This window comes from Streptomyces sp. UC4497 (genome assembly GCF_054871485.1).
Window position 1 is genome coordinate 169,961 of record NZ_JBTYHB010000002.1, and the last position, 26,231, is coordinate 196,191.

Sequence of the window (26,231 nt, forward strand, 5' to 3'; positions counted from 1 at the left end):
GGCCCGGGCCGAGTTGGACCGTCAGGGCCGTCCACCCGCGCCCACCCTGGCCATGATCTCGCAGAGCGCGCGGTCGTCGAAGATCCGCGTCGTCGGGACGCGCACGGTGGTTCTGCGCCGCCCGGTGACCGGGTGTCCGGCGAGGTTCATCCAGTAGCAGCAGTGCCGCAGGTCGAGCCGGTCGTGGGCGGCCCGCAGCCAGTCGTCCTGGGAGCGCGGCACGAGCATCACGACGAGGATCTTGTGCACCGAGACCGGGGTGCGGGCGAGCTTCTCCAGGTGCGCGTTGTCGAGCGTGAACGCGAAGGAAGGGCCCGGCGGATCGGGCGCGACCTGGTACGTCGCCTTGAGCTGCACCTTGATGGTGACCTCGTCGTCGATCGCATGCCCGGGCGAACTGTGGCTGACGTGCCAGTCGATGCCGTTGTCCGGAAAGGGCTGCGAGAGTGAGCACCCCGCGGCGGCGGCCACGGCGTGCAGATAACCCACCTGCAGGGTCTCCATGCAGGCGGTGGTGGCGAGTGTGCCGCGCGGCGGTGCGATCCGCTCGGGCAGCAGCCCGCCTTGTTCGGGCCGCGCGAGCGCCATGGGCCGAATGACCTTCCGGGAATGCGGGTTCACGCCGATGGCACCCCGCTGAACTGCCATGACTCGTACCTGTGTTGTCACCGCTCGGCGTACGACGCAAACAGCGCGGGTATCACCGCTTGGGGCAGGGACAACACGTCGACGGGACGTCATCTGCCGCGCGGGAACCAGGAGTTGAGAGATCATGACGTGCTGGTACGAGGGTCCACTGGCCGCCTTCGACACCGAGACGACCGGCGTGGACGTGGAGAACGATCGCATTGTGTCCGCCGCGATCGTGGTGCAGGACGCGGCGGGAACACGCCCACGGGTATCACGCTGGCTGGTGAACCCCGGGGTGCCGGTGCCGCCGGGCGCCACCGAGGTGCACGGGCTTACCGACGAACATCTGCAGCTCAACGGGCGCTGGCCGGCGCCGGTGATGGAGGAAGTCGGGCGGGCGCTCGCCGAGCAGGCCGCGGCGGGCCGCCCGCTGGTCGTGATGAACGCCCCGTTCGATCTGACGCTGCTGGACCGCGAGTTGAAGCGGCACCGGGCCTCGTCGCTCTCCCTCTACTTGGCGACGGCGTCCCTGTGCGTGATCGACCCGCGCGTCCTGGACAAGCACCTGGACCGCTACCGCAAGGGCCGTCGCACGCTGACGGATCTGTGCGCGCACTACGACGTGGAACTGGCGGACGCGCACGACGCGGCGGCGGACGCTCAGGCGTCCCTCGACCTGGTGCGTGAGGTGGGCCGCAGGTTCGCGTCCCGCCTGGAGCGCCTCTCCCCCGCCGAGCTGCACACCTTGCAGGCGGTCTGGCACGCGGCGCAGGCCCGCGGACTGCAGGCCTGGTTCGCCCGCAGCGGCAACCCGGAGACGGTGGACCCGGCGTGGCCGCTGCGCCCGGAACTTCCGGCGGCGGCCTGATCGTTCCCCCGTCGGGGCCCCGAAGGCAGAAACGACACCTCGCCCACCGGTTCCGTACCGGCACAACGAAAAAACCGGCACAACGAAAAACCGGCCCGCCTGTACGGCGGACCGGTCATTCTCCGGGTGGGCGATACTGGGTTCGAACCAGTGACCTCTTCGGTGTGAACGAAGCGCTCTCCCACTGAGCTAATCGCCCGGGAACGCGTTGAACAATACAGGTCGCGGCGCCCTGTGTTCAAACCGGTTGCAGATGCGCGGCAAGACCCCGCCGCCCGCCGCGCATCATCCACGCGTGGTTGGCCAGGAACACCGGACGGCCGGGCAGCGCGAACCGTCGCATCAGCGGTTTGCTCACCTCGACCTCCTGGTCGTAGACGGCACGGGTGCCGCCGCCGGGCCGCGGCGTCAGCGTCCAGCGCGCCCAGCCCTCCAGGTCCCCGGCCATCGCGATCTCCAGGACCCCCGCGGCCGGGTCACGACGCCTCTCGCGCGCCGTGACGTGCAGCTCGTAGGGAAGAAAGGACCGGAAGACGGCGACGCCGCTGGTCGCGCTCCCGTCCAGCGGCGTCACCGAGCGGACCTGGGGCCACCACCGCGGATACTCCTCGGCCCGCTCGAGCACCGCGTACACGGCGCCCGGCGGGGCGGGCAGTTCCCACACGCTGCGAAAGCGGTAATGGTTCCAGTCCATGCCAAGAGTCTGCCGGGATCAGGGCATCTTGTCCCCGACCAGCGCCAGGTTCTCGATGGCCGCGAGTCCGTACAGGGCCGTGTCGTTGGTGTAGACCCAGTTCGCCTCGGTGCCCGCGACGAGCGTGACAGGACCGTCGACCTTCTCGGTCTTCCAGGGCGACGCCTCGGTGTAGCCGTCGCTCTTGAAGAACTTCTCCCAGGCACGCTTGGCCAGCTTGTCGTCGCCGGTGCGCACGGCGGCGTACGCGTCGAGCCGGGAGTGGCCCTGGAAGAGGATGAGCGAGCCGAAGTCCGAGCCGTACCGCGCCTTCTGTTCCGCCTTCGTGGCGTTGAAGTAGCGGCAGTAGTCGTAGTACGCCTCCTCGAACTTCGGCATGTCGACCTGGTCGATCAGCTCCGCGCACAGCTCGTTGAGGCCGAAGACCGCCGACAGGTGGGAGACGCCGACGACGGGCTTGTCGGCGATGGCGAACTTGCCGGTGTCGAGGTCGTACAGACCGCTGCCCTGCACGAATCCGTTCGGCTGGGCGGCGATCGTCTCCATCGTCGACAGGACTCTCGCCTTGGCCTTCTCCCACTTCGGCCCGCGCCGCTCCCACTCGGTGAGCCAGGCGGAGACGAGCCCGCTCCAGTCGGTGCCGAAGCCGATGGACAGGGCGTGCGGGTCGGGCTTGTAGTCCGGGTCGGGGCGGACCTTGCGCTGCGGGTCGAGCACGAGGAAGGTCTCGTCGGAGTCGACGTTGGCGTGCATGAGATCGCCGACGCGCTCGTCACCGGTGAGGAAGTAGTAGTAGCGGCGGTACGTGGTGTTGGCGATGCGCTGCTGCTTCGCGGAGTCGGCGTAGTGCTGGACGCCGTGCCGGGTGCCGAGCCCGGCCCACTTGCCGAGGTGGTAGACGTCGACCTCGCCGGTGTGCCGGGTCATGGCCTCGGCGAAGCGGAAGATGTCGGCGCGGCCGGAGCGCAGATACGCGAACCAGAGCCAGATGTCCGGCGACAGCTCGGAGTTGTCCCAGGCGTAGCCGCCGACGTCGTAGCGCCACTGGTGGCGTGCCGGGTCGTAGGAGTGCATCACATCGCCGTAGTCCCAGAAGCCGTACCAACGGCGCATCTCCACCTGGTCCTTGTAGTAGGTGAAGAGGAAGTCGAGGTGGTCCTCGATCTTGGCCTTGGCGGGGGTGGAGCGGTCGGGCTCCGAGTACAGGCCGGGTCCGAACGCCTTCGCCTTGATGAGCTGCTTCGGCGGAGCGGCCAGCTGCGGCAGCACGCGCACGGCCTCGACCTGCTGGGCGAACACCTCGGGCTTCGGTGTCGCGCCGTTCGCCCAGAACATCAGCTCGCTGGTGCGGGCGATGCCGTACGGGGTGCCGAACTCGGGCTCGTAGTCCTCGTACGTGATGTTGAGGCCTTCGAGCTGTTCCGCGTACGTGTCCTGGCCCATGCCGTCGTGGTAGAAGCGCAGGTCCATGGGCTGGGCCTCGGGCGACCAGAGCCAGAGGGTGACCTCGGCCTCGTCGGTCTGTGCATTGCGGATGTCGAGGCCGGCCGGGTGCTTCTCCCAGAAGTCGCGAAGGCCGAAGGAGAGTCCGCCGCTCGCGCCGCCGACGTAGCCGAATCCGCTGGCTCGTCGGCCGCCGCCGGCGCCGATCCAGCCGTGCCCCTTCTTGGTGCGCTTCTTGAGGGTGAAGCCGTCCGCGGACAGCTGGGAGAGGGAGTAGTCGCCCCACTCGGGGATGTACTGGAGGCGGGTCGTGACGCGCTGGTCCCAGGTCGAGGGGTCGGGCAGCTTCTCGCCGGCGAACTGCGCCGCCTGCACGGCCGCTCCCGGGTCGCGGCGCAGTCCCGTGATGCCCTGGACCGCCTCCCGCAGCATTCCGGTGCCCTCGCCGCCGATCCGGATGTGCCGGTCGTACGCCTTGTCGCGCATCGGCACGGTGAACCGGACGCCGAGCCCGCGGATGAAGTCCCCCGAGGCCTTGCCGGGTTCCTGGGTGCCGTCGTACGTGATGGTGTGCACCATGCGGAACGATTCGGCGCCCGCGTAGAAGTAGAACCGGATGGAGAACGGGAGCCAACTCCGGCTGCCCTTGCGGTGCTTGCCGTCGATGCGGACGACGGCGCGGACCGGGCCCTCCTGCTCGACCTTCGTCTCCTCGATGACACTCTCGAACCGCTCGTACTTCTGCGTGCCCTGGTCGCCGTCCTCGATCTCGCCCTGGCGCAGGAGGACGAGGCGGCCGTCCTTGGCGATCTCGGTGGATCCGCGGGCGACGGACTTGACCAGGCTCGATCCGCTCTTGCCGAGCTTGGCGACGACGACGCCGGTGTCGACGGTGACGACTCCCCCGCTCGCCTGGACGCTCACCTTCTTGTCGGGCGCGGCGGCGCTCCCGGCCTTCAGCGAGAGCTTCCCGTTCCCGGCGCCGGGGCCCACGGCGTGCGCGGTCCACTTCAGTGAGCCGTCGGGCCACTGGGCGAGCGGCCAGGTCTGGACGGGGACCTGCTTGCCGTCCTCGGTGGTGAGGGCGAACTCCTGCCCCTTCTCGTACGCGCCCTTGGGCCAGGGCACGCCGACGGTGGAGCCGGGGGCCGCGCCGAGCCCGCCGTCCTCCAGCCAGCCGAGCGTGACCGGCTCGGCCTCTGCGGGTGCGGCGGCCTGCGCGGCCTTCGCCTCCTTGCCGCCGAGCGCCCAGCTGAACTGCGCGGCCGCACCGGCGACCGCGGCGGCCTTGAGGAGGGACCTGCGGGGAATGGGGGACATCGTCGTTCCTTTCCGTGCATGCCAAACGTGCTGTACGAGAAGGGGGGGGTGGGGCAGATGGGGACGGGTGGGGGTGTTACGTATAACCGGATTCCGTCATACGTATAACGGGATTGCGTTCTACGTATAACGCCGGTTCAGCGGGCGCGGCCGCGTTCCTCCACCGCGACCGCCGCCGCGGCGAGGATGCCGAGCACCGGGACCGCGAGCGGCGCGAGGAACTCCGCGCTGAGGAGCACGAGCGCGATCCCGCACACCAGGAGCAGGGACCCGCCGGGTGTCCGTACGGTGCGCCGGGCGGCGTCGCCGAGCAGGGACCGCCAGGACCGGCCCGGCTCCCAGACGGCGGCGGCCCGCAGCACGATCACGGCACCCGCGATGAGCGCGAAGATGCCGACGGCCGCGGCGAGTCGACCGCCCGGGAGCCCGGCTCGCGCCATCCGCAGATCGATCCAGACGGCGGCCCAGGCGGCCACCCCGGCGAGTCCGACGAGCCAGCCGCGGCGCGCCGCGACACGGACGTCGGCCGCGAACTCCCGCCAGCCGCCGCTCTGTTCACCGATCCGGCGCCGCAGGTGCCGGGCGCCGGCCGCGAAGGCGGCCGGAGCGGTGACGACGGGCACGGACGCGAGCGCGATCCACACCCCGGTGAGCAGGCACTCGGCGAAGACGGAGAACCCGATCCGCCGCCGCGATTCGACGCGCGGGCCGCCGCGTGCGGCGCTCCGGGCAACGCCGCGGGCGGGGGCCCTCACTTGAGCCCCGACGTGGCCATGCCGTCGATCAGATACCGCTGGAAGGCCATGAAGAAGGCGATCACCGGGATGAGCGCCATCATCGCCATGGCGATCTGACCGCCGTAGTCGGAGATGCCCTGCTGGTCGCGGAACATCATCAGGCCGAGCGAGACGGTGTATTTGGAGGGCTCGTTGAGGTAGATCAGCGGGCCCATGAAGTCGTTCCAGGCGTTGATGAACGTGAAGATCGCGCTGGTGATCAGGGCGGGCCGGCACAGCGGCAGCACGATCGACCAGTAGATCCGCAGATGGCCGCAGCCGTCGAGCCGCGCCGCCTCGTCCAGTTCCTTCGGCAGGCCGCGCATGAACTGCACCATGAGGAAGACGAAGAACGCCTCGGTCGCCAGGAACTTGCCCGCGAGGAGCGGCACGTACGTGTTGATGAGCTCCAGCTTCTGGAACATCACGTACTGCGGGATGAGCAGCACGTGGTACGGCAGCAGCAGCGTGCCGATCATCAGCGCGAAGAGCAGCTTCCGCCCGCGGAAGGGGATCTTGGCGAAGGCGTATGCGGTGAGCGAGCTGGAGATGACGACGCCGATGACGGCCATGCCCGCGTAGAACAGCGAGTTGGTGAAGAACGTGCTGATGGAGATGCCCGCGATGCCGTCGGCGAGGCCCTTGACGTTGTCGAGGATCGGGTCGGCGGGGAAGAGGTCGAGCGAGCCGACGATCTTCTTGCCGGGCTTGAAGGCGGCGCCGATCACCCAGACGACCGGGTAGAGGACGACGCAGAGCACGGCGATCGCGAAGACGTGCCAGACGAGGGAGCCGGTGCGCTTGCGCGGGTTGGCGCCACTCTTCAACTGGGGTGTCAGGGTGGTCACTTGACGTCCTCCTCGTAGTGCACCCACTTCTTCTGGGACCAGAACAGGACGACGGTGACGAGCGCGACGGCCAGCAGCAGCATCCACGCCATGGCGGACGCGAAGCCCATCTGCGACTGCTGGAAGCCCTTTTGGTACAGGTAGCAGGTGTAGACGAGGGTGGCGTCGGCCGGTCCGCAGAACGTGTTGGAGACGACGTACGCGGAGCCGAAGATCTGGAACGAGTGGATCGACTCCAGCAGGACGTTGAAGAAGAGCACCGGGGAAATCATCGGCAGGGTGATGTTCCAGAACCGGCGCAGCGGTCCCGCCCCGTCGACGGCGGCGGCCTCGTACAGCTCGCGCGGCACCTGCTTGAGGCCGGCCAGGAAGATGACCATCGGGGCGCCGAACTGCCAGACGGTGAGCGCCACCAGCGAGTAGAGAATCATGTCCGGGTCGCCGATCCAGCCGCCGAGGTTCAGGCCGAGGGAGCCGAGCCCCTTGTCGACGACGGCGTTGTCGGAGAACAGCGCCCGCCAGACGAAGCCGACCGAAACGCTGGCGCCGATCAGCGACGGCGCGTAGAACGCGGCCCGGTACAGGCCCTGGCCGCGTCGGCTCTGGTTGAGCAGCAGCGCGACGCCGAGCGCGAGCAGCAGCTTCAACGGGGTGCCGATGACCACGTACTTGAGCGTGACCTGCACGGACTTCTGCCAGCGCGGGTCGTCGAACATGGCCGTGAAGTTGTCGAACCCGATCCACTTCGGCGCCGCGAACAGGTTGTAGTCCGTGAACGCGTAGTAGAGCGAGGCGATCATCGGCCCCGCCGTGAGCAGCAGGAACCCCGCGAGCCACGGCGACATGAACAGATAGCCGGCGAGGTTGTCGCGCCGCCCCCGTCGCTTTTGTGCGACGGGTCGGACAACGTTCACCTCTTCGGCCAGGACTGTGGGGTCCTTGACGAGCGACATGGTGCTGTTTCCCCTCGGAAACGTAGGGGCTGTCAGGCCTGGAAGGCTGCCTCGGCCTCGCTGAAGAACTGCTTCACCGCTGCCGGGACCTTCTGCTTGGCGTTGGCGACGTCACCGGCGATGCGCAGGAACGCGGCCTCCACGACATCCGCGCCCGACGGGTGCGGCGTGATCTTGCCGAGCACACCGGCCTTCTCGACCTCGTCCTCGTACGCGGCGATGCCCTTGTTGGCCTCGACGACCGCCTTGTCGGCCTCCGCGCCCGGCTTGTACGCCTCGAACTGCTCGTCGGTGGCGAGCACACCCATGTCGTAGCCCATGACCTTGCCGACCTCGGGGTCGTGGACCATGAAGTCGATGAACTTGGCGGCCTGCGCCTGGGCCTTGCACTTGGTGGAGATCGACAGCATCAGCGAGCCGAGGTACTGCCCGGTGTCCTTGCCGTCGGTGGTCGGGATCGGCGCGAGCGCGTAGTCGGAGTCGCCCTCGCCCTCGTAGCGCACCGAGAAGTTGTCCCAGGTGAACTCGGCGCCCGCGAGCCCGGCCGAGAGCCCGGACTTCGGCTTGACCTGTTCGATCTTCTTGGGGTCGGCGACGATCCCGGACTTCACGCGCTTGAAGTAGTCCGCCCACCACTGCGTCAGATCGTCCTGGGTGAAGCCGAGTTTGCCGTCCTTGAAGAAGGCCTTGCCGTTCTGACGGAGATACAGGTCGTAGAGGTACATGACCCCTGCGTAGCCCGTGTCGCCCGCGATCTTCAGCTTGTCCTGGATGGTCTGGAGCGACTTGAAGTACTCGTCCCAGGTCCAGCCGAACTTCGGCTCCACGCCCGCCTTGTCCCAGGCCTTCTTGTCGATGACGAGCGACATGGTGTTGGCGCCGACCGGAACCGCGACCTGCTTGCCGCCGGAGACCTGTCCGGCCGTCTCGACGCCGCCGCGGAAGTTCTTCAGGCTCAGATTCCCCGCGTCCACCTGGGACTTGAGGTCGAGCAGAACTCCGCGCTTGTCGTACTTCGCAAGGAAGGCAACGGAGTTGAGGAATACATCCGGAGGATTTCCGCCCGAGGCCTGCGTCTGGAACTTCTCCCAGAATGCCTGGTAATCGGTGAATTCCGGCTTGATTTTGATCTTCGGATTCTTCTTCTCGAAGAGCGCGATCGCCTTCTTGATTTTCACGGCACGCGGTTCGCCGCCCCACCAGGCGAACCGCAGGGTCGCCGGACCGTCCGCGTTCCCCGCGTCTCCTGACCCACCGTCACCACCGCAGCCGGCCGCCGTCAGGCCGAGCACCGCGACCGAAGCCCCGGTCGCCTTCAGTACGCCTCTTCGACCAAGATCCCTGTTCATAGGCACAGCCAGCCCCTCCACCCGTGCATTGAATCGTTTTAGGTAAGCGCTTGCCGAGCAAAAGTAGAGACGGGTGGGGGGTGCGTCAACAGTTCGGACAAAGATTTGGGCCGGAGCGCCTCGAACGCCCAGGTCAGCCACGAAAAACGCCGACGGCCCCGGAGACTCGATGTCTCCGGGGCCGTCGGTCCGGGTGGGCGATACTGGGTTCGAACCAGTGACCTCTTCGGTGTGAACGAAGCGCTCTCCCACTGAGCTAATCGCCCGGGCGCAGGAAGAACATTACCCCATGTCAGGGGGTGCCTGGGACCACTCTGCGCCCCCTGCGGTCACTGCTTGATGTTCCACGGCATCTCGAGCCCGAACTTCCATACGTAGACCCCGCCGAGCACGGCGATGATCACGACGCCGATCGTCGTCAGGATGATGTTCCGCCGCCGCACCTTCGGGTCGAGCGCCCGCTGCGTCGCCTCCGTGACCTTCCGCTTCGTCCAGCGCAGGACCAGCTGCGCCCAGACGAACTCGGTCGCCCAGATCGCCATGCCGCCGAAGATCACCAGCCAGCCGGGCCCCGGCAGCGGCAGCATGATCACGCCACCCACGACGACCGCGAGCCCCACGATGAAGACGCCGACCTGCCAGCTCAGATGCAGCGTCCGCCTGGCCTGGATGAACCCCGGCGCCCGCGATCCGAGCGGCTTCCCCTCGGAAGCCGCACCGTCGACACCGGCCCCGGAGGCCGCATCGGCCGTCTCGGGCGCCTCGGGCTCCTTGGCCCCCTTGTCACTCCCCGTATTCATACGCTCAAACCTACCCGACTCTTTCTCGTCACCGGAATGGCCGTTCTCCCACAGATAAGACTCGGCCGTACGAGCTACCTAAAGACGCTCAAAACACTCAGAGGGGTTTACAACGGCACCGTAGGTGGCATGTCGATTTCGCCGACGTGCGAATCCCCGAGCGCACACTGAGCGAAAGGCCCTGGCGCTTATGAACACCACGGTCAGCTGCGAGCTGCACCTGCGCCTCGTTGTGTCGAGCGAGTCCTCACTGCCCGTTCCCGCAGGTCTGCGGTATGACACGGCCGATCCCTATGCCGTGCACGCCACCTTCCACACCGGAGCCGAGGAGACAGTCGAATGGGTGTTTGCCCGCGACCTCCTCGCCGAAGGCCTTCACCGGCCGACCGGCACCGGAGACGTCCGAGTCTGGCCGTCCCGTAGCCACGGTCAGGGCGTTGTCTGCATCGCCCTGAGCTCTCCCGAGGGCGAGGCTCTGCTCGAGGCCCCGGCGCGGGCTCTGGAGTCGTTCCTCAAGCGGACGGACGCCGCCGTGCCACCCGGCACGGAACACCGCCATTTCGACCTCGACCAGGAGCTGTCGCACATCCTCGCGGAAAACTAGCGCCGCGGAACGAGGAGCCCGCGCCGGCACCCGGTCGGCGTGAGCAGCGCGAGAGCATGCCGTGCCGTCCACTCGGGGAACGGCACGGCACAACGGTCGGGACAACCGCATACGGCATACACCGGCGCCGCCGCCGTGGGAGTTTCCACGGTGGCGGCGCAGGTGCGTTCCTGGCGGCCCGCAGGTACTAGGCTCGTGCGGCATCGGTGGGCGGGAGCCCTACCCCAGGCCAGGGAGCGAATCGTGCTGATCACCCACGACACCCGGTGCGCGCTCGACACCGTGGTCGATCTGGTGAACACGACACCGGACGGCGACGCGAAGGCGGACGGGCTCGCGAGTCTGGCCGCGCTGACGGATTTCGTACGAAGGAACGATGTCAGCGATGTTGGCGTGATCGCAGAAAATGATCTCCAGTCGGTGCGTGCTGTGCGTGACCGCTTCGCGGCCGTGTTCGCGGCGAGTGACCAGCGGGCGGCGGCGACGGTGATCAACGAACTGGTCGCGGAGGCGGGCACCACTCCCCGCCTTACGGACCACGATGGCTACGACTGGCACATGCACTACTTCGCGCCCGGTGCCTCCGTCGCCGACCACCTGGCGGCCGACTGCGGGATGGCCCTGGCGTTCTTCGTGGTCGCCGGCGAGCAGGAGCGACTGCGGCGCTGCGAGGCGCCCGACTGCCGGTTCGCGTTCGTCGATCTGTCCCGCAACCGTTCGCGCCGCTACTGCGACAGCCGTACGTGCGGGAACCGGCTGCATGTCGCGGCGTACCGGGCGCGCCGCAAGGAAGCCACGGGCTGAAACCGTTCACAGCGGCGTTCCAGGCGGCGCCCCGGCAGCATTCACAGCAGCAGGAGGTCGTGCAGCGCGGCCATCAGGAGCAGGCTGCCGATCACCCCCAGGAAGATCATCAGCGGGGGTTGGGAGAGCGCGAAGAGGCAGCCTCGCGGGCTCTCGGTCCGCTCCTCGGTTCGTACGGGCACGGGCGGCGCGGGCTCGCTGTGGAGCGCCTGCCCCTGGTCGGCGTCCAGCTGGTCGGGCAGCTGCGGTGTGTCCAGCATCTCGTCGCGATGATGGCGCACTTATCGGGTGATGGGCACTCAACCGACCACTTTCGAGGGGTAGTTGGCGGGAACCCGTGACAGCGTGGCGCGGGCGCCGGTTGACGCCAGATGCCGTGCTGCTGTCACATGCTGTGCCCCCTCAGATGCCGTGCTTCTTGAGGATCGCCTCGATGTCGCTGAAGTCCTCCGCGGGCTCGGCCTTCGGCTGCTTCGCCTGCTTGGGCTGCGCCGCGGGCGTGGGGCGCCGGCTCTCCCCGAGCGAGGGCGCGGACGCCGCGGGGGCGATGGCGGCCTCGCTCTCCTTGGCGGGGCGGCCGGAGCGGCGCCGCTCGACTGCCCGCGTTCCCATGAACATCAGCCAGGCGGCGCCGAGCACGCCGAAGCCGGCCCAGGCGGTCGGACTGAACGCCGTGTCCACGGCCCACTCGACCGCGCCCGTCATCACCAGGCCCAGCGGTACGAGGGCGTAGGCGGCGGTGCGGGCGGCTTTGAGGAACCGCTTGCGGAAGGCGAGAACCCCGGCGATGCCCAGGCCCGCCACGGCAACGGCGGAACACACGGTCTCGGCAATCATCCGGTCCTCCCGAGTTCGGACATCGTGGGGCGCTTCCCCCCTTCTCCCATCCTGCACCGACCGGGGGTCCGCGGGCCACGCCCCGGGCCCACCTCGGCCACATCTGGGGGACATCTCGGGGTCGGGGCTCCTCCGCAGGTCCAGGTTGGGCCCGGCGGACGGTCCTGGGAGACTGACCCCCATGAACGCCCCGAACCCCATCCTTGACGTGTGGTGCGAGCTGCAGTGCCCCGACTGCCGCTCGGCCCTGGACGACCTCCGCGCGCTGCGCGAGCGCTACGGCGACCGCGTCGAGCTGCGCCTGCGGCACTTCCCGCTCGAGAAGCACAAGCACTCCTTCGCCGGTGCGCAGGCCGCCGAGGAGGCGTTCGCGCAGGGCAAGGGGTGGCCGTACGTGGAGGCCGTGCTCGGCCGGGTCGAGGAGTTCGACCGCAAGGGCGAGCAGTTCCTCGTCGAGGTGGCGGGCGAACTCGGCCTGGACGCCGAGGAGTTCGACACCGCGCTCGTCGACGGCCGGCACATCCTGATCGTCGACGCCGACCAGGCCGAGGGCAAGGTCATCGGCGTGACCGGCACGCCCACGTACGAGATCGGCGGGGAGCTGCTGCACGGCGGCAAGAGCCAGGAGGGGCTGCGCGAGCGGATCGAGGCGATCGCGGACCGCCTGCTCGCCGAGCAGGCATAACCCTCACAGCAGCTGTTTGTAGAGGTAGTAGCCGGTCGGCTCGTAGCCGAGCGAGTCGTACAGGCACTGTGCGGTCGCGTTGCGCGCGAAGACGTTGAGGCCGATCCGGGTGGCGCCCGCGGCGATCGAGTCGGCCTCGGCGAGCAGCATCAGCGAGCGCCCGTGGCCGCGCCCCCGGTGCTCGGCCGACACCTCGACGTCGAAGACGAACGCCCCGTCGGGGCGCTGCGCCACCCAGAGCGTTCCGACCCGCTCGGCGTCGTGCTCCAGCACGCTGAGCAGGACGTCCGGGGTGGCGACGCCGTCCGGGAGCAGCGCGGCGTGATCGCGCTCGGCCTTCCGCCGCGCCTCCTCCTCGGTGGCGCCGCGCTCGACCCAGGTGCGCGCGTACCCCGCCTTGGTGTGCGCGAGCCACGGCCCGTACTCGGCCTCCGTCATGCGCCGCCCCACGCTGCCTCCGGGCAGGGCGGGCGGCTGTTCGGGCAGCGCCTTCGCCATGTTGCGGTTGCGCTCCACGTAGCCGAGGGCGCCCGCGAGGCGGAGCATGCCCTGTGCGTCGGCGGGGACGGTCAGCTCGAGGCGGCGGCAGTTCCAGGAGCGGGCGACCTCCTCGGCGGCGAGCGCCGCGACCGTGCCACGGCCGCGCCCCCGGTCCTTCTCGTCGATGCGCAGTTCGAGTATCTGGGCGACGGACGGGCCGAAGACCGGGTGCGTGGCGAGGTGCAGGGCGCCGACGGGGCGGCTGTTCACACACACCGCGTAGTGGCGGGAGCGCGAGCCGTCGGGGGTGCGCTGGAGCGGCTCGGTCGGCCGCAGGGTCGTGGTCATCACGGGTGTTGTACCCGTACGTGCCCCCAACGCGACAACGGATTTACGGGTCCGGTCGGTCTGCTGACGACCCGTCCCGGCCGCTCCGGGTGAGTTGCCGTTCCGGCCGGGGGTTCGGGGGTTGCCCCCCGAAAGAAATCAGCACGGGTCGAGGCGGTCTGCTGCCCGCTCGTCCCACACGCGCATCGCCTTCGCGGTGACGGGGCCCGGTGCGTCCGTCAGGTCCCGGTCGTCGACGCGGTGCACGGCCTGGATGTCGCGCAGCGTCGACGTCAGGAACACCTCGTCGGCCTCCGACAGCACGGACAGCGGCAGGTCCGTCTCCTTGGCGCCGGTCCACTCGACGGCGAGGGCGCGCGTGATGCCGGCGAGCGGGCCCGCCGTGAGCGGCGGCGTGTGGATCTCGCCGTCGAGGACGACGAAGACGTTGGAGCCCGTGCCCTCGCACAGCTGCCCCACCGTGTTCGCGAACAGGGCCTCGGACGCGCCGTGTTCGTGGGCGCGGGCCAGGGCGACGACGTTCTCCGCGTACGAGGTGGTCTTCAGGCCCGCGAGGGCGCCGCGCTCGTTGCGGGTCCAGGGGACGGTGATCACGGCGGTGGTGTCGGGGCGCCGCTTGACCTCGCCGAGGGCGACGACGAGCGTGGTGCCCTGGTCGCCGCGGTCGGAGCCGAGCGGCGAGAGGCCGCCGGTGTAGGTGATGCGCAGCCGGCCGAGGGCCATCGGGTTGGCCTCGAGGACGGCGGCGCAGGCGCGGCGCACCTCGTCGAGGTCGGGCTCGGGCAGGCCGAGCCCGCGGGCCGAGCGGGCGAGTCGGTCGAGGTGGCGGGTGAGCGCGAACGGCTTCCCTTCGACGGCCTTCACCGTCTCGAAGATGCCGTCGCCCACGGTGAGCCCGTGATCGAAGACGGAGACGCGCGCCGCCTCGGTGTCCTGCAGTCGGCCGTCGAGCCAGATCTTCACTACGTTCCCTCCAACTTGCCCGGACCGCTGTTCCTCATGAGTCCGTGTACGTTCCCGACGCTACCGCCAACAGCCGCGCCGCCTTCAGCTCGGTCTCCCGCCATTCCCGCTCCGGATCCGAGCCCCAGGTGATCCCGGCGCCGGTACCGAAGCGCAGGAAGTCGCCGTCCGGTCCGCGGTCGATCCAGAACGTGCGGATCCCGACGGCCAGTTCCCCTCTCCCCCGGTCCGCGTCCACCCAGCCGATGCCCCCGCAGTAGGGGCCGCGCGGCGCCGTCTCCAGCTCGTCGATGATCCGCAGGGCGCTGGACTTCGGGGCGCCGGTGACGGAGCCGGGCGGGAACGCGGCGTCGAGCAGTTCCGGCCAGCCGGCCGCCTCGGGCAGCTCGCCGCGCACGGTGGAGACGAGGTGGACGAGGCCGGGGTGCTTCTCGACCACGCACAGTTCGGGCACGGTCACGCTGCCGGTGGCGCAGACGACGCCCAGGTCGTTGCGGACCAGGTCGACGATCATCACGTTCTCGGCGTGGTCCTTGTCGAGGAGGTCCGCCTCGGTGCGCCCGGTCCCCTTGATCGGCCCGGACTCGACGACCCGGCCGTCCCTGCGCAGGAACAGCTCGGGCGACGCCGTCGCGACCTCCACGCCGTGGTCCGGGAGCCGGATGGTGCCCGCGTACGGCGCCGGGTTCCCGCGCGCGAGGAAGGCGGTGAGGGCGTCCACGTCCGCGTCCGGGGATATGGGCGCGGAGAGCACACGGCAGAGGTTGGCCTGGTAGACCTCGCCGGTCGCTATGTGCGCGCGGATGCGCCGCACGCCACCCGTGTACGCGGCGTGGTCGAGCGACGACGTCCAGTCCGTCGTTGCAGGTCCGGGCCAGGAGCCGGGCCGCGGGGCGGGCACCGCCTCCTCACGCACGTGTCCGAAGCGGGCACAGACGAGGCGGCCCTCGAAATCGGCGCAGACGGCCCAGAAGCCGGTGGAGTCGAGGGCCGCGGGATCGCTGGTGACGTCGCGCAGATCGGTCGCGACGAGCCCGCCGAAGCGGGCCAGAGCAGGGAGGTCGTGCACACCTTCGAGTCTATGGCTGATGACGACGGGCCCACCTGAGCAGGACCTTCGTCGGTCGCACCGCAGCACGCTGCGCAAACGCGTTTTGGACCTCCCCCAGGAATCCGCTAGAGTTCAACACGTCGCCGGGACGCGCAAGCGGACCGGAAAGACACGCGAACGTAGCTCAGTTGGTAGAGCGCAACCTTGCCAAGGTTGAGGTCGCCGGTTCGAACCCGGTCGTTCGCTCAGGATGTGGGGGATCTTCCCGAACCCCTACGCTCCTGGTGGAGTGGCCGAGAGGCGAGGCAACGGCCTGCAAAGCCGTCTACACGGGTTCAAATCCCGTCTCCACCTCCAAGCGCGATTAGCTCAGCGGGAGAGCGCTTCCCTGACACGGAAGAGGTCACTGGTTCAATCCCAGTATCGCGCACTGAGGCCGCAAGGCTTCCATCCCGGACGATTAGCTCAGCGGGAGAGCGCTTCCCTGACACGGAAGAGGTCACTGGTTCAATCCCAGTATCGTCCACTGCCCCCTGTGGGTTCCCGCGCGATTAGCTCAGCGGGAGAGCGCTTCCCTGACACGGAAGAGGTCACTGGTTCAATCCCAGTATCGCGCACCATCAAGAAGCCCCCGGTCCTCGTGGCCGGGGGCTTCTTCGTGTCGAACGGCTCTTGGGCGAGCGGGGCGGCTCTTCGCGAGAAGAGCCGCTCAGCGCCTCAGGAGGAGAACAGCATCCGGCCGAAGCCACGGTTGTGGTGACCGTGGTGGCCGTGGTGCCCACCGTGGTGACCGCCGTGCTGCGGGGCTCCCCACGCCGGGGCCGCCGGGGCCGGGTAGCCCTGCGGGGCGGGCGGGGGCGGCGGGGCCTGCTGCTGCCACTGCGACTCCATGCGGGTCAGCGACTCCAGCTCGCCGTAGTCCAGGAATATCCCGCGGCACCCGCTGCACTGCTCGATCTGGACGCCATTGCGGTTGTACGTGTGCATCGGTGCGTGACACTTCGGACACTGCATGCTCGGCTCAACTCCTCGCCGTTCGGTGCTGCTTCGCCGGAACACTTCCCGGCTTCCGTCCCCCGCACCCTACTTGGCCGGTTCTTCCTCGAACTGCGGCGGCACTGATGCCATTCGGGCGCAGGCGTCGACGACCGATTCCTCCACCTCGTCGAGCGAGCGGCCCGCGTCGGTGGCCTTCGCGACGGCGAGCGCGGCGGTCTGCACGGTGAGGGCGCGGGCCGGTACGTCCAGGACGGGCCAGGGGTCGGGGACGCACAGTTCCTTTGCGCCGCCTGTGCGTTGGTAGGCGCCGAGGAAGCGGGTCCAGTCCTCGGCGGAGAGCAGGCCGCAGGCGAACCAGGCGGCGGGGCGGGCCAAGTCCCAGGCGGGGTCGCCGATTCCGAGGTCGTCGACGTCGATCAGCGTCCATGCGTCGGGGTCGGCCGAGTCGGCGGGGTGGCGGACCAGCTGGCCGAGGTGCAGATCGCCGTGGCACAGGGTGCTCGCGTGCGCGTACGGGGCTTCGGCGCGGGCCCAGGGCGGCAGGGTGCGCCAGGCGTCGAGAATCGGCCGTGCGGCCCGGTGGTCGGGGGCCGAGGCCTGGAGGCGGGCCACGGCGTGGGCCGCCTTGAGCGGGCCGCGCATGGGCGGGAGCGCGGGCGGGAGTTCGTGCGCCGGCGTGCAGTGCAGACGGGCGAGGAGGGCGCCCACGGCTTCCCAGGGGGCGTGCTCAGGGTGCTCGGGGTCCACGGGGGTGCCGTGCGGCCAGAACGTGACAAGCCGGTCATCCAGGGCTGCCGCCGCCGGGCGCAGCGGACGCAGCAGTACGCCGGCCAGGGCCGGGTGGGCGGCCACGGCCAGGCGCAGGTCCAGCTCGGCCGGGTCGGTGTCGGGAGCGTGCGCCTTGACGACGGTGTCGCCGTGCCTGACCACCGTGGCGTCGGGGCGGTCGGCGAGGGTCGTGGCGCCGCAGACGCAGGCGATCCCCGGCGGATGGGCCGCGTCCCGGGCCTCGGCCCTGAGCGCGGGAACGATGAGCGTGGTCACGGCCGCAGCCTACGGGTGCCGCGGGCACAAAATAATGCTGCGCGCAGCTCCCCAGCTGCGCGCAGCATCTGTGCCGTCCGCCGCACCCCCGTCCCCACGGGGTTTCATGGCCGGATGTCCCCGCCCGGACCGCTCATCCGGGCCTGGGAGCGCCGCTCAGCGCCCCAGCATCACGCCCACGGACGACGCCTGTGTGACCATCGCGTCCCAGCCGCCGAATACGACGACGAGCAGGGCCGCGAGAGGGAGGACCATGGCCGCGGCCACCAGCGGATGCCGGCGCTCGGTCGCGGGGCCACCGAAAAGACCCGCCCTGCGGGCCACTGTGCGGAACGCTGTCGTCCGCGGTGCCGTGTCCGCCATGGTCCTCTCCCCGGTCGAAATCTTGAGTTCTTGCTTCGTGAAGTGCGTCGTGGGTTCTTGCGTCTTTGGCAAGCGGCGAGTGCCTGACCTCGGGGGACGAGTGCTGCACCCGCCGCTTGACCTCAAATCTATGAGTGGCGGGCGCCCGAGACGTCATGCCCTCGTACCGATTGCCGGGCCTCCCCGAGGATGACCACCTGCGGTCGGCGTACTCCCCTGGGTGGAGAAGAGGACCTAGGCCTCGGGGTCATCCCGGAGGGGGCGGCCGATGCGGGCCTCGCGCTCGGCGGGCTCCTCGCGCGGAACCGGGTGTTCTACCAGGGCGAGCACCCTGGTGGCCATGAAGCGCGCGGTGCGCACCACGGATCCGGATCGGGTGACTTCGCTCACTTCCACCACCCCTCTGCGCACCGCCGTCTCCACCCTGCGGCCCGCCCGGCCCGCCGTCACCTCGTACGTACGCGTCGTGTCCCCGGCATCCACGACTATCTCGACCCGGTCACCCTTCATGGGTCCAATCCCCCTTTGACGCCGCCGTGTTGGCCCGCGGGCCCGCGGCAAGCCGCCCTGCTCCCGCGCTCCCTGACCACCCTTCAAGTTTCCCACCGGGCACTGACAATCGAATCGGCCGCGAGGGCGCGGCCTTTGCGCGCCGCCGTGCGCGAAAACGTAAGCTGTGGCTCGTCAGACGGACCGGGCAGCAGCGGGGATGAACATGGCGATGATGCGCCTCAGGCGCGAGGACCCGCGCGTCGTCGGCTCGTTCAGGCTTCACAGACGCCTCGGAGCCGGCGGGATGGGCGTGGTCTATCTCGGGTCCGACCGGCGTGGCCAGCGGGTCGCGCTCAAGGTGATCAGGCCGGATCTGGCGGAGGACCAGGAGTTCAGGTCGCGGTTCGCGCGCGAGGTGTCCGCCGCCCGGCGGATCCGCGGCGGCTGCACGGCCCGGCTCGTCGCCGCCGATCTGGAGGCCGAGCGGCCGTGGTTCGCGACGCAGTACGTGCCGGGTCCCTCGCTGCACGACAAGGTGGCGGAGGAAGGTCCGCTGGCGGCCTCGGACGTGGCAGCCGTGGGCGCCGCGCTGTCGGAGGGGCTCGTCGCCGTCCATGAGGCGGGCGTGGTCCACCGGGATCTCAAGCCGTCGAACATCCTGCTGTCCCCGAAGGGGCCGCGGATCATCGACTTCGGTATCGCGTGGGCGACCGGCGCCTCGACGCTGACGCACGTGGGCACCGCCGTCGGCTCCCCCGGCTTCCTCGCGCCCGAGCAGGTGCGGGGCGCCGCCGTGACCCCCGCGACCGACGTGTTCGCCCTGGGGGCCACGCTCGCGTACACGGCCATGGGCGACTCGCCCTTCGGGCACGGCAGTTCCGAGGTCATGCTCTACCGGGTGGTGCACGAGGAGGCGCAGCTGGCCGGGGTGCCGGACGCGCTCGCGCCGCTGCTGCGCGCGTGTCTCGCGAAGGACCCGGAGGAGCGGCCCAGCACGCTGCAACTGTCGCTGCGGCTCAAGGAGATCGCGGCCCGTGAGGCGCAGGGCATCGTCGCGGAGCCGCGCCCGCCCGCGCCGCGCACCGCGGAGCAGGACCGGCCGACCGGACGGCTCTCCGACACGTACGAGGGGCAGCGCACCCAGCGGCGTACGCAGCCGGGAACTCCGACGTCGCGCCCCAGCAACGGCAGGAGCAACCACGGGTCGGCGCCCGGCCGGAACACGAACAGCCGTTCCGGCAACAGCAGGTCGGGGCCGCGCAGTGGTGCGGGGCGCCCGGCGCCGCGGACGAACGGCACGGGCAGTGGCAAGAAGCTGCGGCCCGCGAATCCGCGGCTGCTGCGGCAGCGGCTCTTCGTGTTCGTCGTCGTGACGCTGCTCGTGGCGCTGGCCATCGCGGCGGCGCAGGGCTGCCAGGGGCCGACGCGCGGCCTCGGTGACAGCGACGTACAGAAGACGACGTCCGCGCGGGCGCTGCCGCAGAGCCTTGCCGAAGAAGGCTGAGCGTCAGAGTTCGGGGCGGCCCGTCGCCACGGCGTAGAACGCGACGGCGGCCGCCGCGCCCACGTTGAGCGAGTCGACTCCGTGGGCCATCGGGATGCGGACCCATTCGTCGGCCGCCATCAGGGCCTTGGTCGACAGGCCGTCGCCCTCCGCGCCGAGCATCAGCGCGACGCGGTCCATGCGGTGCGGCGCCACCTCGTCCAGGGACTTGGCCTGCTCGGCCGGGGTCAGCGCGAGGAGTTCGAAGCCGGCGTCGCGGACCGTCTCCAGGGACTTCGGCCAGGCGTCCAGACGCGCGTACGGCACCGAGAAGACCGCGCCCATCGAGACCTTCACGGAGCGGCGGTAGAGCGGGTCGGCGCAGTCCGGGGAGAGCAGGACCGCGTCCATGCCGAGGGCGGCGGCGCTGCGGAAGATCGCGCCGATGTTGGTGTGGTCGTTGACCGACTCCATGACGACGACGCGACGGGCGGTGGTGAGCAGCTCGTCGGCCGTGGGGAGCGGCTTGCGCTGCATGGACGCGAGGGCGCCGCGGTGCACGTGGTAGCCGGTGACCTGCTCGGCGAGGTCCGGGGCGACCGCGTAGACCGGGGCGGGGACCTCGTCGATGACGTCGCGCATGACGTCGACCCACTTCGCGGACAGCAGCATCGAGCGCATCTCGTACCCGGCGAGCTTCGCGCGCCGGATCACCTTCTCGCCCTCGGCGATGAACAGGCCCTCGGCCGGTTCGCGTTTGCGACGCAGTTCTACGTCGGTCAGGCCCGTGTAGTCGGACAGGCGCGGGTCGTCGGGGTCCTCGATGGTGATGAGCCCTCGAGATTCAGCTTCAGCCACGGGTCGATACTGCCTTGTTCTGGGTGTGGTGCCAACGGCTCGGAACGAGTTGCGTTACCGCTGGTTACTTCTGTTGCTTCTGCGGGTTCTCGTTCACCACGTCGCCGATCACGATGACGGCCGGGGGCTTGACCCCTTCGGAGACGGCCCGTTCGCCGACCGTCGCGAGGGTGGCGTCGACGCGGCGCTGGGCCGCCGTCGTGCCTTCCTGGACGAGGGCGACGGGGGTCTCCGGGGCCTTGCCGTACGAGACGAGGGCCTCGGCGATCTTTGCGATCTTGTCGACTCCCATGAGGATCACGAGGGTGCCGGTCAGCTTCGCCATCGCCTCCCAGTCGACCAGGGAGCGCTCGTCGTCCGGCGCCACGTGGCCGCTGACGACGGTGAACTCGTGGGCGACGCCGCGGTGCGTGACCGGGATGCCGACGGCGCCGGGGACGCTGATGGAGCTGGAGATGCCGGGCACGACCGTGACCGGGATGCCCTCGGCGGCCAGCGCCTGGGCCTCCTCCATGCCGCGACCGAAGACGAACGGGTCGCCGCCCTTGAGGCGGACCACGGCCTTGCCCTGCTTGGCGTGGTCGATCAGCGCCTGGTTGATGGCCTCCTGGACCATCTGGCGGCCGTACGGGATCTTCGCGGCGTCTATCACCTCGACGTGCGGCGGGAGCTCGTCGAGGAGGTCGCGCGGGCCGAGGCGGTCGGCGATCACGACGTCGGCCTCGGCGAGGAGGCGGCGGCCGCGCACCGTGATCAGGTCCGGATCGCCGGGGCCGCCGCCGACCAGGGCCACGCCCGGCTTGTGGTCGCGCTGCACGGCGACGGTGCCGTCGTGGAGGGCCTCGACGATCGCGTCGCGGACGGCGGCGGTGCGGCGGGGGTCGCGGTCCGCGGCCGAGGTCGTCAGGACGGCGACGGTCACGCCGTCCGCGCGGCCCGTCGCCGGGGTCCAGGCGGTCGCCTCGTCGGCGTCGTCGGAGCGGACGCACCAGGTGCGGGTCTCCTCCGCCTCCCGCGAGGCCGCGTCGTTCGTCTGACGATCGCTGGTGGCGACCAGGGCGTACCAGGTGTCGGCGAGGTCGCCCGCCTCGTAGCGGCGCCGGGTCCAGGTGATCTCACCGGCGTCCGCCATCGCCTCGACCGAAGGGGTCGCGGAGGGGGAGATCAGGGTGATGTCCGCGCCCGCGGCGATCAGGGCGGGGAGCCTGCGCTGGGCCACCTGGCCGCCGCCGAGGACGACGACTCGGCGGCCGGTGAGGCGGAGGCCTACGGGGTAGGCGGGGTGGTCGGCGGCGGGCATGCGGTGTCCTCTGGCGTGCGGCGGGTTTGGTGTGAGCGTACGTCGTGGGCGTAACGAGGAGGTTTCCCCCGCCCCGCCCCTTCCCGAAACTGGGGGGGGCTCCGCCCCCAGACCCCCGCTCCTCAAACACCGGAGGGGCTGAATATTCAGCCCCTCCGGCGTTTGAGGAGTTTCGGGAAGGGGTGGGGTGGGGCTACTTCTCCGTGACGCCGGCCGAGTCGAACGTGGCGACCTCGTGCATGGCGCGGGCCGCGCTCTGGACGATCGGGAGGGCCAGGAGGGCGCCCGTGCCCTCGCCGAGGCGGAGGTCGAGGTCGACCAGGGGGCGCAGGCCCAGCTTGTTGAGGGCCGCCACGTGGCCGGGCTCGGCGCTGCGGTGGCCCGCGATGCAGGCCGCGAGGACCTCGGGGGCGATGGCGCGGGCGACCAGGGCGGCCGCACCGGCGCTGACACCGTCGAGGATGACCGGGGTGCGCAGCGACGCGCCGCCGAGGAGGAGGCCGACCATCGCCGCGTGCTCCAGGCCGCCGACCGCCGCGAGGACACCGAGCGGGTCGGCCGGGTCGGGCTTGTGCAGGTCCAGGGCGCGGCGCACGACCTCGACCTTGCGGGCGTGCGTCTCGTCGTTGATACCGGTGCCGCGGCCGGTGACCTCGGAGGGGTCGACCTCGGTGTAGACCGAGATGAGGGCCGCGGACGCCGTCGTGTTCGCGATGCCCATCTCGCCGGTGAGCAGCGCCTTGTTGCCGGCCGCCACGAGGTCGCGGGCCGTCTCGATGCCGACCTCGATGGCCTCCTTGACCTCTTCACGGGTCAGGGCGGGACCGGTCGTCATGTCGGCGGTACCGGCGCGCACCTTGCGGGGCAACAGGCCGGGCGTGGCGGGGAGTTCGCCGGCCACACCGACGTCGATGACGCAGACCTCGGCGCCGACCTGGTTCGCGAACGCGTTGCAGACCGCGCCGCCGCCCAGGAAGTTGGCGACCATCTGGCCGGTGACCTCCTGCGGCCAGGGGGTGACGCCCTGGGCGTGCACGCCGTGGTCACCGGCGAAGATCGCGACGGCTGCGGGCTCCGGGATCGGCGGCGGACACACGCGGGACAGGCCGGACAGCTGGGCGGAGATGATCTCCAGCATGCCGAGCGCGCCCGGCGGCTTCGTCATCCGCTTCTGCCGCTCCCACGCCTCGCCGAGCGCCTTGGCGTCCAGCGGGCGGATGTTGGAGACGGTCTCCGCGAGCAGGTCGTGCGGGTCCTCGCCGGGCAGGGCGCGGCGGCCGTACGTCTCCTCGTGCACGACCCACGACAGCGGGCGGCGCTTGGACCAGCCGGCCTGCATCAGCTCCGGCTCCTCCGGGAACTCGTCGACGTACCCGACGCAGAGGTAGGCCACGACCTCCAGGTGCTCGGGCAGGCCGAGGGAGCGGACCATCTCGCGCTCGTCGAAGAAGCTGACCCAGCCGACGCCGAGGCCCTCGGCGCGGGCCGCGAGCCACAGGTTCTCGACCGCGAGCGCGGAGGAGTACGGGGCCATCTGCGGCTGCGTGTGGCGGCCCAGCGTGTGGCGGCCGCCGCGGGTCGGGTCGGCGGTGACGACGATGTTCACCGGGGTGTCGAGGATGGCCTCGATCTTCAGTTCCTTGAACTGCTTCGCGCGGCCCTTGGGGAGCGACTTGGCGTACGCGTCCTTCTGGCGCATGGCCAGTTCGTGCATCGCGCGGCGGGTGTCCGCGGAACGGATGACCACGAAGTCCCAGGGCTGCGAGTGGCCCACGGACGGCGCCGTGTGGGCCGCCTCCAGGACGCGCAGCAGCACCTCGTGCGGGATCGGGTCGCTGCGGAAGCCGTTGCGGATGTCGCGGCGCTCGCGCATCACGCGCAGCACCGCCTCGCGCTCGGTGTCGTCGTAGGCGGGAGCGGCGGGGTGCGCCTCGGCGGCCTCGGGCTCCGGCGTCAGGTGTTCGGGCTCGCCCGTCAGCTCGGCGGGCGCGACGGTCTGCTCCGCGGGGTCCTCGGGGTGGGCGGACTCGGGCAGCGGGATCGCGCCGGATTCGCCTTCGCGCGGGGCGGGAACGCTCGCGGCCTCCTCCGGGAGGACCTCGGCGGACTCGGGGCCCGGAACGGTGCCGGGATGTGCGACGACGGACTCCGCGGTGTGCGCCGGGGTGGCCGACTCGTCGACCGTGGGTGCCTGTTCGGCGGACTGCTGGTTGGCCATGGCGTGCGGGTCCTGCGTATCGGTAACGGCCTGGGGGGCCGCGATGAACTGGGGGTCGGCGGTGGCCTGCGCATCGGCTGCCGCCTGGGGGTCGGCTGCGGCCTGCGGGTCGGCCGTGGCCTGGGGGTGGGCAACGTCCTGCTGGCCGGGGGCGGGCTGGTCGGCCACGGCGTGGGGGGCGGCGGGGGCCGGCTGGTCGCCGGCGGCCTGCTGGCTGGCGGTGGCCTGCGGGTCGGCAGCGATCTGTGGGTCGCCAACGGCCTGCTGACCGGCAGCAGACTGCTGGTCGCCGACGGCCTGCGGATCGGCAGCGGTCTGCGGGTCCATCACGGCAGCGTGATCGCCTGCGGCTTGCTGGTCGGCCGGGGCCTGCTGGTCGGCAGCGGCCTGCGGGTCTCCGTGATCGCCTACGGCTTGCTGGTCGCCCAGCACCTGCTGACCGGCAGCGGCCTGTTCGGCGGGCTGCGGTTCGGCCATGGCGTGCGGGTCCTGCGCGTCGGCCACTACGTGGTGGTCGCCCACGGCTTCCTGGTCCGCCACACCTTGCGGGTCGCCGAGGACTTGCTGACCGGCAGCGGCCTGCGGGTCGACCATTCCCTGCTCGTCCGCAGCGGCCTGCTGGTCGACCGCGCCCGGTGTGCCGGGGAAAGGCTGCTCGCCGGTGCCGGCCTGCTGCTCGGCCGTGTCCTGCTGGCCGGCCACCTGACCGGTACCGACCTGCTCCGCAGCGGCGGGCTGTGCGGCAACGCCCTGCTGGGCGGCACCCTCGTGCTCGGCCACAGCGTGCTGGCCCGTGCCGGTCTCCTGCACACCCGCGCCCTGCTGCTCGGCCACGGCCTCGTGGTCGGCTCCGACCTGCTGGCCAGGGCCGCCCGGCTGCCCGGGAACGCCCTGCTCCGCGGCACCGGGCTGCTGCGCCGCGGTGCCCTGCGGCCCGACGGCACCCAGCTGATCGGCTGCTGCCTGCTGACCGGCGTCCGCCGCCTGCGCGGCGGCACCCTGATGCCCGGACGCGGCGTACTGCTCGTCGACGTCGGCGTACTGCTCCGCCACGCCCTCCTGCTGCGCCACCTGCTCCTCCGGGAGCGGCGGGACCACCATCGCCTGCGGCGGGGTGGGGGCCAGGTGCGGGGTCGTGGGGACGATGCCGTCCACCGGGACGAACTGGCCGAGCGTCTGGTCCGCGGCGGGCTGCTGGGCGTAGCCGTGCGGGGCGTAGTCCTGCTGCTGCGGGTAGTCGTAGCCGCCCTGGCCCTGCTCGTGTCCGGCGTACGGGGCCTGGCCCGCGTAAGCGCCGACCTGGGCGAACTCCTGGGCGTGCGCGGGCGTTTCGGGCTGCCCGTACTGCGGAGCGACCGTTTCTGCGGGGGCCGACTGCTGCTGCGCCTGGGCCGGCTGCCACGGGGCCGCGCCCTGCGGCGGGATGTCCAGGTACTCCGGGCCGGTGGTGGGCGGGCCCGACTGGCGGGTCGGCATCGGGTTCTGCTGGGCGGGGCCGCGGTCGGCGAGCGAGCGGACGGGGCTGCCGTTGGTGTCCGGGACGGCCGGTCCCATGTGCAGCGGACGACGGGGCTGGGCCTGGGCGTACTGCTGGCCCTGGCCCTGGCTGGCGTACTGCTGGCCGTGGCCCTGGCTGTGGTCCGTGGGCTGCTGGCCCCAGGCGCCCTGCGAACCGGGCATCAGGAGGATCTCGTCGTCCTCGGGCGCGGCGTCGGTGGGATCGAGGTAGGTGTACGCGCCGGGTGCGGGAACGCCCGGCGGCTCCGCCGTGCCTGCGTCCTCCGGCAGCCCTTCGCCCGGAACCTGACCGGTGTCGGTCATGCCTACCCCTCGCCCATCGAATGAGAACTTCCTGGCCGCCCCCGGCCGTCCGCCGGAACTGCGAGCACCTTCATGCATCACTGTTTCGCTGTCCGGGGCGACGCGTCGACCGCCCGTCAACAAGAACGAGCGTGCGTGCCACGCGGCACGAACCGCTCCGGACAACAGGCATTGTCCCGGTCGGACCGCGGCCACGGAAC

Annotated in this window: 25 protein-coding genes and 7 tRNA genes; 10 read left to right on the plus strand and 22 right to left on the minus strand. The window is 70.8% G+C overall.

Annotated elements, in window-relative coordinates; all coding sequences use genetic code 11:
- Positions 1-21 precede the first annotated feature (21 nt).
- Positions 22-588, minus strand: coding sequence for a DUF4365 domain-containing protein (locus ACYSUO_RS03450; RefSeq protein WP_461774759.1), 567 nt, complete (start codon positions 586-588; stop codon positions 22-24).
- Between the two features lie 184 nt (positions 589-772).
- On the opposite strand from ACYSUO_RS03450, the gene ACYSUO_RS03455 reads away from it, so the two are divergent.
- Complete coding sequence (locus ACYSUO_RS03455; protein ID WP_461774491.1) at positions 773-1,498, plus strand: exonuclease domain-containing protein; 726 nt, start codon at positions 773-775, stop codon at positions 1,496-1,498.
- Between the two features lie 127 nt (positions 1,499-1,625).
- Here ACYSUO_RS03455 and ACYSUO_RS03460 read toward each other — a convergent pair.
- From ACYSUO_RS03460 to ACYSUO_RS03500, 9 genes are all read right to left on the minus strand, one after another.
- Positions 1,626-1,697: transfer RNA gene (locus ACYSUO_RS03460), tRNA-Val, on the minus strand.
- A gap of 39 nt (positions 1,698-1,736) precedes the next feature.
- Positions 1,737-2,192 carry an SRPBCC family protein gene (locus ACYSUO_RS03465; protein ID WP_461774492.1) on the minus strand — a complete coding sequence of 152 codons (456 nt, stop codon included), beginning with the start codon at positions 2,190-2,192 and terminating at the stop codon, positions 1,737-1,739.
- A gap of 18 nt (positions 2,193-2,210) precedes the next feature.
- Complete coding sequence (locus ACYSUO_RS03470; protein ID WP_461774493.1) at positions 2,211-4,955, minus strand: exo-rhamnogalacturonan lyase family protein; 2,745 nt, start codon at positions 4,953-4,955, stop codon at positions 2,211-2,213.
- Positions 4,956-5,092: 137 nt separating this feature from the next.
- Positions 5,093-5,710 (minus strand): hypothetical protein, encoded by a 618-nt coding sequence (locus ACYSUO_RS03475; RefSeq protein ID WP_461774494.1) that lies wholly within the window; start codon positions 5,708-5,710, stop codon positions 5,093-5,095.
- Positions 5,707-6,579, minus strand: coding sequence for a carbohydrate ABC transporter permease (locus ACYSUO_RS03480; RefSeq protein ID WP_461774495.1), 873 nt, complete (start codon positions 6,577-6,579; stop codon positions 5,707-5,709). Before ACYSUO_RS03480 ends, ACYSUO_RS03475 begins: the two co-directional genes overlap by 4 nt.
- Entirely contained in the window at positions 6,576-7,532 is a 957-nt protein-coding gene (locus tag ACYSUO_RS03485; protein WP_461774496.1) for a carbohydrate ABC transporter permease, read from the minus strand. Before ACYSUO_RS03485 ends, ACYSUO_RS03480 begins: the two co-directional genes overlap by 4 nt.
- A 32-nt stretch (positions 7,533-7,564) precedes the next feature.
- Positions 7,565-8,881 (minus strand): ABC transporter substrate-binding protein, encoded by a 1,317-nt coding sequence (locus ACYSUO_RS03490; RefSeq protein WP_461774497.1) that lies wholly within the window; start codon positions 8,879-8,881, stop codon positions 7,565-7,567.
- Positions 8,882-9,075: 194 nt separating this feature from the next.
- Positions 9,076-9,147 (minus strand) — tRNA-Val (locus tag ACYSUO_RS03495).
- Positions 9,148-9,210: 63 nt separating this feature from the next.
- Complete coding sequence (locus ACYSUO_RS03500) at positions 9,211-9,681, minus strand: TIGR02611 family protein (RefSeq protein ID WP_461774498.1); 471 nt, start codon at positions 9,679-9,681, stop codon at positions 9,211-9,213.
- Positions 9,682-9,871: 190 nt separating this feature from the next.
- Here ACYSUO_RS03500 and ACYSUO_RS03505 point away from each other — a divergent pair, with 190 nt between their 5' ends.
- Both ACYSUO_RS03505 and ACYSUO_RS03510 read left to right on the plus strand, forming a co-directional pair.
- On the plus strand, positions 9,872-10,285 hold the full coding sequence (locus ACYSUO_RS03505) for an SsgA family sporulation/cell division regulator (protein ID WP_010351314.1): 414 nt from the start codon (positions 9,872-9,874) through the stop codon (positions 10,283-10,285).
- Positions 10,286-10,528: 243 nt separating this feature from the next.
- Positions 10,529-11,089 carry a CGNR zinc finger domain-containing protein gene (locus ACYSUO_RS03510; RefSeq protein WP_426904923.1) on the plus strand — a complete coding sequence of 187 codons (561 nt, stop codon included), beginning with the start codon at positions 10,529-10,531 and terminating at the stop codon, positions 11,087-11,089.
- A gap of 41 nt (positions 11,090-11,130) precedes the next feature.
- Here the strand turns inward: ACYSUO_RS03510 and ACYSUO_RS03515 are convergent, their stop codons facing one another.
- Together ACYSUO_RS03515 and ACYSUO_RS03520 are read right to left on the minus strand one after the other, a co-directional pair.
- Positions 11,131-11,349, minus strand: coding sequence for a hypothetical protein (locus ACYSUO_RS03515; RefSeq protein ID WP_461774499.1), 219 nt, complete (start codon positions 11,347-11,349; stop codon positions 11,131-11,133).
- A gap of 142 nt (positions 11,350-11,491) precedes the next feature.
- Entirely contained in the window at positions 11,492-11,926 is a 435-nt protein-coding gene (locus ACYSUO_RS03520) for a hypothetical protein (protein WP_461774500.1), read from the minus strand.
- A gap of 181 nt (positions 11,927-12,107) precedes the next feature.
- On the opposite strand from ACYSUO_RS03520, the gene ACYSUO_RS03525 reads away from it, so the two are divergent.
- Positions 12,108-12,611: a DsbA family protein gene (locus ACYSUO_RS03525; RefSeq protein WP_461774501.1), complete on the plus strand. Its 504-nt coding sequence runs from the start codon at positions 12,108-12,110 to the stop codon at positions 12,609-12,611.
- 3 nt (positions 12,612-12,614) lie between these two features.
- Here ACYSUO_RS03525 and ACYSUO_RS03530 read toward each other — a convergent pair whose 3' ends face one another.
- The 3 genes from ACYSUO_RS03530 to ACYSUO_RS03540 form a co-directional block, all read right to left on the minus strand.
- The gene (locus ACYSUO_RS03530) at positions 12,615-13,439 is read right to left on the minus strand and encodes a GNAT family N-acetyltransferase (protein WP_461774502.1); all 825 of its coding nucleotides are present in this window, start codon (positions 13,437-13,439) and stop codon (positions 12,615-12,617) included.
- 138 nt (positions 13,440-13,577) lie between these two features.
- Complete coding sequence (locus tag ACYSUO_RS03535) at positions 13,578-14,402, minus strand: aminotransferase class IV (protein WP_461774503.1); 825 nt, start codon at positions 14,400-14,402, stop codon at positions 13,578-13,580.
- 34 nt (positions 14,403-14,436) lie between these two features.
- On the minus strand, positions 14,437-15,471 hold the full coding sequence (locus tag ACYSUO_RS03540) for a chorismate-binding protein (protein ID WP_461774504.1): 1,035 nt from the start codon (positions 15,469-15,471) through the stop codon (positions 14,437-14,439).
- A 155-nt stretch (positions 15,472-15,626) separates the two neighbouring features.
- Here ACYSUO_RS03540 and ACYSUO_RS03545 point away from each other — a divergent pair.
- From ACYSUO_RS03545 to ACYSUO_RS03565, 5 genes are all read left to right on the plus strand, one after another.
- A tRNA-Gly gene (locus ACYSUO_RS03545) sits at positions 15,627-15,699 on the plus strand.
- Between the two features lie 37 nt (positions 15,700-15,736).
- Positions 15,737-15,810 (plus strand) — tRNA-Cys (locus ACYSUO_RS03550).
- Between the two features lies 1 nt (position 15,811).
- Positions 15,812-15,883: transfer RNA gene (locus ACYSUO_RS03555), tRNA-Val, on the plus strand.
- A gap of 24 nt (positions 15,884-15,907) precedes the next feature.
- Positions 15,908-15,979: transfer RNA gene (locus ACYSUO_RS03560), tRNA-Val, on the plus strand.
- A gap of 19 nt (positions 15,980-15,998) precedes the next feature.
- Positions 15,999-16,073, plus strand: a tRNA-Val gene (locus ACYSUO_RS03565).
- A gap of 97 nt (positions 16,074-16,170) precedes the next feature.
- On the opposite strand, the gene ACYSUO_RS03570 is transcribed toward ACYSUO_RS03565, so the two are convergent.
- The 4 genes from ACYSUO_RS03570 to ACYSUO_RS03585 form a co-directional block, all read right to left on the minus strand.
- Positions 16,171-16,467 (minus strand): TFIIB-type zinc ribbon-containing protein, encoded by a 297-nt coding sequence (locus ACYSUO_RS03570; RefSeq protein ID WP_266721691.1) that lies wholly within the window; start codon positions 16,465-16,467, stop codon positions 16,171-16,173.
- Positions 16,468-16,536: 69 nt separating this feature from the next.
- A complete protein-coding gene (locus tag ACYSUO_RS03575) occupies positions 16,537-17,496 on the minus strand; it encodes an aminoglycoside phosphotransferase family protein (RefSeq protein WP_461774505.1) in 960 nt (319 codons plus the stop codon).
- A gap of 156 nt (positions 17,497-17,652) precedes the next feature.
- The gene (locus ACYSUO_RS03580) at positions 17,653-17,859 is read right to left on the minus strand and encodes a hypothetical protein (protein ID WP_426904916.1); all 207 of its coding nucleotides are present in this window, start codon (positions 17,857-17,859) and stop codon (positions 17,653-17,655) included.
- A gap of 234 nt (positions 17,860-18,093) precedes the next feature.
- Entirely contained in the window at positions 18,094-18,369 is a 276-nt protein-coding gene (locus ACYSUO_RS03585; protein WP_461774506.1) for a hypothetical protein, read from the minus strand.
- A gap of 199 nt (positions 18,370-18,568) precedes the next feature.
- Here ACYSUO_RS03585 and ACYSUO_RS03590 point away from each other — a divergent pair, with 199 nt between their 5' ends.
- Positions 18,569-19,855: a serine/threonine-protein kinase gene (locus ACYSUO_RS03590; RefSeq protein ID WP_461774760.1), complete on the plus strand. Its 1,287-nt coding sequence runs from the start codon at positions 18,569-18,571 to the stop codon at positions 19,853-19,855.
- Between the two features lie 3 nt (positions 19,856-19,858).
- Here the strand turns inward: ACYSUO_RS03590 and ACYSUO_RS03595 are convergent, their stop codons facing one another.
- The 3 genes from ACYSUO_RS03595 to cobT all read right to left on the minus strand — a co-directional run bounded on the left by ACYSUO_RS03595 (position 19,859) and on the right by cobT (position 26,031).
- The gene (locus ACYSUO_RS03595) at positions 19,859-20,692 is read right to left on the minus strand and encodes a TrmH family RNA methyltransferase (protein ID WP_461774507.1); all 834 of its coding nucleotides are present in this window, start codon (positions 20,690-20,692) and stop codon (positions 19,859-19,861) included.
- A 64-nt stretch (positions 20,693-20,756) separates the two neighbouring features.
- Positions 20,757-21,992: a uroporphyrinogen-III C-methyltransferase gene (gene cobA, locus ACYSUO_RS03600; RefSeq protein ID WP_461774508.1), complete on the minus strand. Its 1,236-nt coding sequence runs from the start codon at positions 21,990-21,992 to the stop codon at positions 20,757-20,759.
- A gap of 193 nt (positions 21,993-22,185) precedes the next feature.
- The gene (cobT, locus tag ACYSUO_RS03605) at positions 22,186-26,031 is read right to left on the minus strand and encodes a nicotinate-nucleotide--dimethylbenzimidazole phosphoribosyltransferase (RefSeq protein WP_461774509.1); all 3,846 of its coding nucleotides are present in this window, start codon (positions 26,029-26,031) and stop codon (positions 22,186-22,188) included.
- Positions 26,032-26,231: the final 200 nt, after the last annotated feature.